Source organism: Paenibacillus forsythiae T98 (assembly GCF_000520735.1).
Taxonomy (GTDB): Bacteria; Bacillota; Bacilli; order Paenibacillales; family Paenibacillaceae; genus Paenibacillus_AQ; species Paenibacillus_AQ forsythiae.
This window is the reverse complement of record NZ_ASSC01000451.1, coordinates 1-6,667: the sequence shown is the minus strand read 5'-3', so window position 1 is coordinate 6,667 and position 6,667 is coordinate 1. Positions and strand designations below refer to the sequence as shown.

The following is a 6,667-nucleotide window of genomic DNA, read 5'->3' as shown; positions in this document are numbered from 1 at the left end:
AAGGTTCTGCATCGTCGCCGCCAGCGCATTGGCATGACGCGTATTCTCCGGCGAAATATCGCTGTACGCCATCGTGGAATAAGCCGTCAGCGCCGTGGAGCGGACGATGCCGCTGAGCAGCGTGAGCAGGGCGATCAGGATGATCGGGACCGCCGGAGTAATCAGTCCGTTCAGAATCATCGTCAGAGCGCCTATGGACGTCGAAACGATCAGAACGCGGCGGAAGCCGAACCGGTTCAGCAGGAAGGTCGTCGCCGGCTTGATGCCGATATTCCCGACAAAGATAAACAGCACAATGCCGCCCGCAAGCGTCGGGCTCCAGCCGAAGACGTTCTGAAACAGCAGCGTCAGCATGAATGGCGCGGAGCCGACCATCATCCAGTACATGGAGCTGCCAAGCTGGGAAGCGCGAAAGGTCGGAATTGTCAAAATCCGCAGTTCCACAATCGGGTTGGCGGCGGTCAGCAGATGCCGGACGGCGGCAGCGGCAACGACAAGGAAGACAGCTGTCAACAGCAGCCCTGTGCTCCAGGCGGCCCCGGAGTCGGCCAGCACATGGGCAGCGTAAGTCAAGCCGCCGACCCCGATTCCCGTAAGCGCCACTCCGACCCCGTCAAGCCTTGACGGCGCGGCTCCGGCGTCGTCGCCGATCAGCTTCCAGGCGGCGATGAATCCGGCAATGCCCAGCGGAATATTGATCAGAAAGAGATATTCCCACGAGGCGTAAGTGATGATGAGTCCGCCGGCAAGCGGCGCGATGGCGGGCGAGATCAGCCCGGGCCAGACAAGATAGGACATAATCCTCAGCAAATCCCGCTTCTCCGTGTGCTTGATGACAACGACCCGGCCGACGGGAACCATCATCGCGCCCCCAAATCCTTGCAAGACCCGCGCGGCGACAAGCGCCTCGAGGCTTGGGGACAGGGCGCAGGCCAGCGAAGCCAGCGTAAAGACGGCGATGGCCGACAGAAATACACGGCGGGTTCCGAACCTCTCGGCAAGCCAGCCGCTGATCGGGATAAACACGGCCAGCGTGACCATGTACGCGGTGACAATCAGTCCCATTTGAGCCGAAGAGACATCGAGCGCCCGGCTCATTGCGGGCACGGCCGTTGTCACAATTGTACTGTCAAGGTTCTCCATAAAATAACAACCGGCGACAAGCAGGGCGGTGTTGCGCAGCTTGGGAGCAATCACAAGGCGGCCCTCCTCTCCCCGTGAGGAGCGGGGCTAATCCATTCCGGATGCATAGGACATTACCGTCCCAGCAAATTCAGGGATTCCCGGTTGAAGGCGGCGAGATCGTCAGGCGTGCGGCTCGTTACAATTTTTCGGCTGACGACCACCTCTTCATCTTTGTAGTTCGCGCCCGCATTTTTCAAGTCATTGCGGATCGAGCGATAGCCGGTGATGTCAATGCCTTCGAGCAGCTCCGTATCGATCAGCACCTGGGGACCGTGGCAAATCGCGAATACCGGTTTGTCTTCCTCAATGAAGGCTTTTGCGAACTGTCCGAACCGGTCATCGGCGCGCAGCAGGTCCGGCGAGAATCCGCCGGGAATCAGCAGTGCGTCGAAATCCCCGGCCTTCGTCCCGCCGATGGACAGGTCGACGGTTGCTTTCGTTCCATGCTTGCCCACAACCTCCTTGCCCGTTTCCCATTCCACGATTACAACCTCATGGCCGGCCGCCTTAAACGCTTCAGCCGGAATTGCAAGCTCCACATCCTCGAACAAATCGGTTACGATAACCGCAATTCTTTTACCCATCATGCTTCCTCCTTAGCTTTTGCAGCAAATGGTCTTTTCTTAAGTTCATCTTGGCCCGGGCACATACAGGATTTCGAAAAAAGTGGTAATACCAATATTGGTATTACCAATACTATTTGGATTTGCTGTTCTTGTCAATGCAATTCAACGGGTATGATCATGGTACTCTGGCGCACTCTGGCGCACTCTGGCGCACTCTGGTGAAAATCTGCTCTGCCATATATCATGTAGCGGTTTGCTATCCATCCGTAAGGAAAAGGTATAATGGAAGTACCGGAAAGGAGGGGTCTGATGGTGGAGAACGATGCTGCCTGGACTGAAAGCGGTCTTCCCGCAAAACTGAGCAAGCCCGCATTGCGCGCGCTTCAAGGAGCCGGATATGTGACTCTAGAGCAGGTTGCCCAGGCGGGTGAAGCGGAGCTGCTGAAGCTGCATGGAATGGGGCCGAAGGCGTTGGAGCAGCTGAGGCAGGCTATCCAGGCCAAAGGAATGAATTTTGCGGATAAGACGGAAGCGTGAAATGAAAAAAACAGCGGCAGCCGGGACCGGTTAAAGTCTCCCGAACTGCCGCTGTTGCCCTTGCTCAGGCCAGCCATCGAATGCTTGCAACCGACCTGTGGATCATGCCGCCGCGGATTCTGCTGCTTATAAAGGCAGCTCGATTCGCTGCCGCTGCTTGAAATACACCCAGGAGGTAAAGCCGATCTCCTTCAGCCGGGCCGCCACCGCCTCATGCTCGTCGCCCACCCGCGAAGGCTTGTGGGCATCCGAGCCGAAGGTCACCTGCACACCGTAATGCAGCGCCCGCTCCAGAATGTCGTCCGAAGGATACCAGCCGCCGCTCAGCTTGGTCTTGCCGGAGGTGTTGATCTCAATCGCCACGCCGCAATCGGCAATGACCTTCAGGCAATCCTCAAGCGGACCCGGGGCGGGAATATCCGAGAAGCCGGGATAATTGCCCTTCATGGCGTCGATATGGCCGAGAATCTGAAACATGCCGCTGCGCGCGGACTCGGAGATGAGCCGGTAATACTCCGTTTTGATGGCAACTTTCTCTTTGGTTTCAAGGCCCCTCCAGCGTCCCTTGTTAAAAATGCTCACGCCCCCCGTGCTGTGCACGGAACCGATCACGTAGTCGAAGGGGTAGGCGTCCAGCATCTTCCGGTACGCTTCCACATGATCCGGGAAATAGTCGGATTCGATGCCGAGCAGAACGTCGATTACGCCCTCGAACTCTTTTTTCAGAGCGAGCACTTCTTCCACGTAAGCGCCGAATTCCGACTTGGCCATGGTAATATGCGGAAAGGCGTGATCGCTCGGGTCTCCGAAATAGGGGGTGTGATCTGAAATGCCTATGACTCCAAGCCCGGCCTGAATGCCGGCCTCAATGTAATTACGGATGCTTCCGTCGGCGTGGCCGCAGCGGAAATGATGGGTATGCAGGTCGAATTTCATAGTATGAACATCTCCTTAGGCCAGATTGTGTAGAATTGTCGTCCTATTCCGAACCGATGAATTGCGTCTCCGGCATTCCCTTGAGATCGCTGAGGAACTGCCGCATGGCAGAGTTGACATATTTGCCTGATTTGGTGATGACGCCGACGGGATGCGTCACTTCCAGCTCCATAATCGGAATAATCCTGAGAGTCCCCGCCCGGACTTCCTCCGCCACCGACTGCTTCGAAATAATGCCGGCGCCCAGATCCAGCTCGACCATCCGTTTCACTTCCTCGCTGCTGGTCAGCTCCATGATAACATGAGTCTGGATGCCGTGCTTGGCAAAGACCTCTTCGGCGAACATCCGTCCGACCGTATCGGGCGAGAGCAGAATGAGCGGAGTTTCGCCCAGCACCTCGACACGGGCTCTTCCCGGCTGCGCGGCCAGCGGATGTCTTGGGGACACGACCAGCTCAAAGGTATCGTAATAGAGAGTGGAGGTGGTCATGCCGGGATTGTTCCCAATCAGGTAGCCGATGCCGACATCGATAAGACCGTTCTCAACATGCTGGTATATCTGCGTAGAGGACATGGATTGGATGGATGTTTTGATATGAGGAAATTGGTCCTGAAAATAGGAAAGCACGCGCGGCAGAATCTGAATGGCTATGGAAGTCGTCGTCCCCAGAATGATATGCCCCTGAGGCGTCTCGTCCAGATCGGCGAGCCTCTGCTTCAAATCGTCGACGATATTTACAATCTGCTCCGCATGCGTCAGAAACACTTGTCCCTTGTCCGTTAGCGTAACGGGCTGGTTCCGGTCCACCAGCTGGGTCTTGAACTCTTCCTCAAGGCTCTTGATCTGTGCGGAAACTGCCGGCTGGGTCAGATTGAGCAGTTCTCCCGCCTTGCGGAAGCTCAACGTTTTGGAGATCATGATAAGCGTCTCCAGTTGGCTGATGTTCATGGATTACCTCCCTTGGCCAACTATTTGTTGACTTATCGGTTATGTACATAGTTTACGCCGAATGTTGGCATTTGATTAAATTATAGGAGATTCTACCCGGCAGGGCAATGATACCGCGCACCCCTTTCTTATTTTTAGGTGAGACAGTCCTTAATTTTTGGTGAATTGTGCCGATATATGAGATATAATGTACCAAGATCGTTGTAGGTCTTTTGGAATATGACTTAAGTCCGGTAAAGGGAGGCACAACGCCTAATGAAAGCCGAAGTGATCAATCCGTTTTTAAAATCTGCGTGCGTCGTAATTGAACAAGTCATTCAAGTGTCGCCGTCAACCGGTAATTTGGGCGTAAGAGAGATTGAGCTGATTGATAATCATATATGGATAAAAATTGGAATGACAGGGCAGCTGAGCGGCGATATTGTCTTTGGCATTGCCGAGAATGTGGCTCTGCGCATCGTATCGGCCATGATGGGCGGCTATCCCATTTCCGAGATGGACGAGATGGGGCAGAGCGCCATTTCGGAGCTTGGCAATATGATCAGCGGCAACGCGAGCACCATGCTGTCGAACGAGGGGGTTACGGTGGACATCACGCCTCCCCAGGTCATGAAATCGGAGAATCTGGTGGCCTTTCTGCCCCGCAAGGCGCTCAGCATTCCTCTGCTTATGGACGGAATCGGCGAGCTGGATATTCAGGTGATGATCTCTTAGAATAGACGGAGAGATTATAGTCATGGCGCAAGAAGGAGCTGATTGCCGGGAATGGAGCTTAAGGGTAAAGTCGCAGTCATCACGGGCGCTTCCAGCGGCATCGGTGCGCTTGCGGCGCGTCTGCTCGGAGAGCGCGGAGCCATCCCAGTGCTGCTGGCCAGGTCGGAAGACAAGCTGAAGGAAGCCTCGGCGGAGATTGCGGGCGAGTATGGCCTATACCGCTGTGATGTAAGCAAATCTGACGAGGTGGAAGAGACGTTCGCCAGGATTTTTGCGGCTTACGGAAGAGTCGATATTCTGCTGAACAATGCGGGCTACGGCAAGTTCGAGGGCATCACGGAGATGGCGGTCGAGGAGTTCGAGCAAATGATGAACGTCAATTATTTGGGAATCGTCCGGTGCACGAAGGCGGTGGTGCCACATATGCTGAAGCGGGGGAGCGGCCAGATTGTCAATGTGGCGTCGATGGCCGGCAAGCTCGGAACCTCGCGGGCGACAGCCTATGCCGCAACGAAGCATGCCGTCCTCGGCTTCACGAACGCGCTGCGCCAGGAGCTTCGCCATAGCGGAATCATCGTGTCGGCGGTTAACCCTGGGCCGATTGAGACGAATTTTCTTGCCCTGGCCGACCCGTCCGGCAGCTATGCCAGGAATCTGGGCGGCTTTATCATGAGTCCGCGGTATGTCGCCGAGCGGATGGTGAAGCTTATGGAGAAGGGCAGGGAAGAGCTGGACCTGCCGCGTCTCGCGGGAGTCGGCATTCGCCTGTACGGGCTGTTTCCGCGGCTGGCGGACAAGCTGGCCTACAGGATGCTGAATCGGAAGTAGCATAGCGGATACACAGAAGGGCCTTCCATTTGGTGGAGAGGTCTTTTTGGCATATAATGAATGAATACTATACTGCGAAAAGGATGAATTTCCCTATGACTAAAGCTTCTTTTGCGGCTATCGGCATCCAGGAAGACCTTGAAGCCCGATTGTCGGAATTCGGCATCACCTCTCCTTCTCCGGTTCAGGCGGAGACCATTCCGCCGCTGCTGGAGGGGCGGGATGTGCTGGCCGCTTCCCAGACCGGAACGGGCAAGACGCTGGCTTACCTGCTGCCCCTTCTGCAACGAATCGATCCGGAGCGGAGAGCGGTTCAGAAGCTGGTGCTGGCCCCGACCCAGGAGCTGGCCATGCAAATTGTGCGCGAAGCGGAGCGCTACGGCGAGGGGCGCGGCATCCGCACGCTCGGGCTGATCGGCGGCGCGGCGGTTGGCCGCCAGATTGAGCGGCTGCGGGAGCATCCGCAGCTTGTTGTGGGCACGCCGGGCCGCGTGCGGGAGCTGATCGGGCTGCGCAAGCTGAAGATGCATGAGGTCGCCACGATTGTTCTTGACGAGGCGGACCAGATGTTCCAGCTCGGCGGCGCGGGCGAACTGGAAAAGATTATCGCAAGCGCGCTGCGCAGCCGCCAGCTCGTGATGCTGTCGGCGACGATCGGACCGCAGACGCGGGAGCTGGCCTCCAAGGTTATGAATGATCCGGCCGAAATCGGCATTGACCCCGATACCAAGACGGCGCGGGGACTGGAGCATCTCTACATCGCCGTGGAGGAACGGGACAAGGTGGACACGGTACGCCGGGTGCTTCGCTATTACAATCCGCAGCGGGCGATTGTCTTCGTCAACACGGCTGAGGCGATCGCGGAGGTGGAAGCCAAGCTGAATCATCTCGGACTGACGGCGGGCGCGCTTTATGGCGACGCCGACAAGGTGACGCGGAGCACGGTGCTCAG

General features: G+C 56.7%; 8 protein-coding genes. 4 read left to right on the top strand and 4 right to left on the bottom strand.

The genetic code is table 11. The features are described from left to right. Both L692_RS0114480 and L692_RS0114475 read right to left on the bottom strand, forming a co-directional pair. On the bottom strand, nucleotides 1-1,197 hold a 1,197-nt coding region (locus L692_RS0114480), incomplete at its 3' end, for an MFS transporter (protein WP_025700894.1). 59 nt (nucleotides 1,198-1,256) lie between these two features. Next, on the bottom strand, nucleotides 1,257-1,769 hold the full coding sequence (locus tag L692_RS0114475) for a type 1 glutamine amidotransferase domain-containing protein (RefSeq protein ID WP_025700893.1): 513 nt from the start codon (nucleotides 1,767-1,769) through the stop codon (nucleotides 1,257-1,259). A 264-nt stretch (nucleotides 1,770-2,033) separates the two neighbouring features. Here L692_RS0114475 and L692_RS0114470 point away from each other — a divergent pair, with 264 nt between their 5' ends. Next, the gene (locus L692_RS0114470) at nucleotides 2,034-2,288 is read left to right on the top strand and encodes a helix-hairpin-helix domain-containing protein (RefSeq protein ID WP_232238798.1); all 255 of its coding nucleotides are present in this window, start codon (nucleotides 2,034-2,036) and stop codon (nucleotides 2,286-2,288) included. A 126-nt stretch (nucleotides 2,289-2,414) separates the two neighbouring features. On the opposite strand, the gene L692_RS0114465 is transcribed toward L692_RS0114470, so the two are convergent. Together L692_RS0114465 and L692_RS0114460 are read right to left on the bottom strand one after the other, a co-directional pair. Further along, the gene (locus L692_RS0114465; protein ID WP_025700891.1) at nucleotides 2,415-3,224 is read right to left on the bottom strand and encodes a histidinol-phosphatase; all 810 of its coding nucleotides are present in this window, start codon (nucleotides 3,222-3,224) and stop codon (nucleotides 2,415-2,417) included. Between the two features lie 43 nt (nucleotides 3,225-3,267). After that, entirely contained in the window at nucleotides 3,268-4,173 is a 906-nt protein-coding gene (locus tag L692_RS0114460) for a LysR family transcriptional regulator (protein WP_025700890.1), read from the bottom strand. 255 nt (nucleotides 4,174-4,428) lie between these two features. Here L692_RS0114460 and L692_RS0114455 point away from each other — a divergent pair, with 255 nt between their 5' ends. The 3 genes from L692_RS0114455 to L692_RS0114445 all read left to right on the top strand — a co-directional run. Then, nucleotides 4,429-4,887 (top strand): chemotaxis protein CheX, encoded by a 459-nt coding sequence (locus tag L692_RS0114455; RefSeq protein ID WP_025700889.1) that lies wholly within the window; start codon nucleotides 4,429-4,431, stop codon nucleotides 4,885-4,887. 51 nt (nucleotides 4,888-4,938) lie between these two features. Next, complete coding sequence (locus L692_RS0114450) at nucleotides 4,939-5,715, top strand: SDR family NAD(P)-dependent oxidoreductase (RefSeq protein WP_025700888.1); 777 nt, start codon at nucleotides 4,939-4,941, stop codon at nucleotides 5,713-5,715. Nucleotides 5,716-5,810: 95 nt separating this feature from the next. Beyond that, the coding region (locus tag L692_RS0114445; protein WP_025700887.1) for a DEAD/DEAH box helicase at nucleotides 5,811-6,667 on the top strand (857 nt) is incomplete at its 3' end.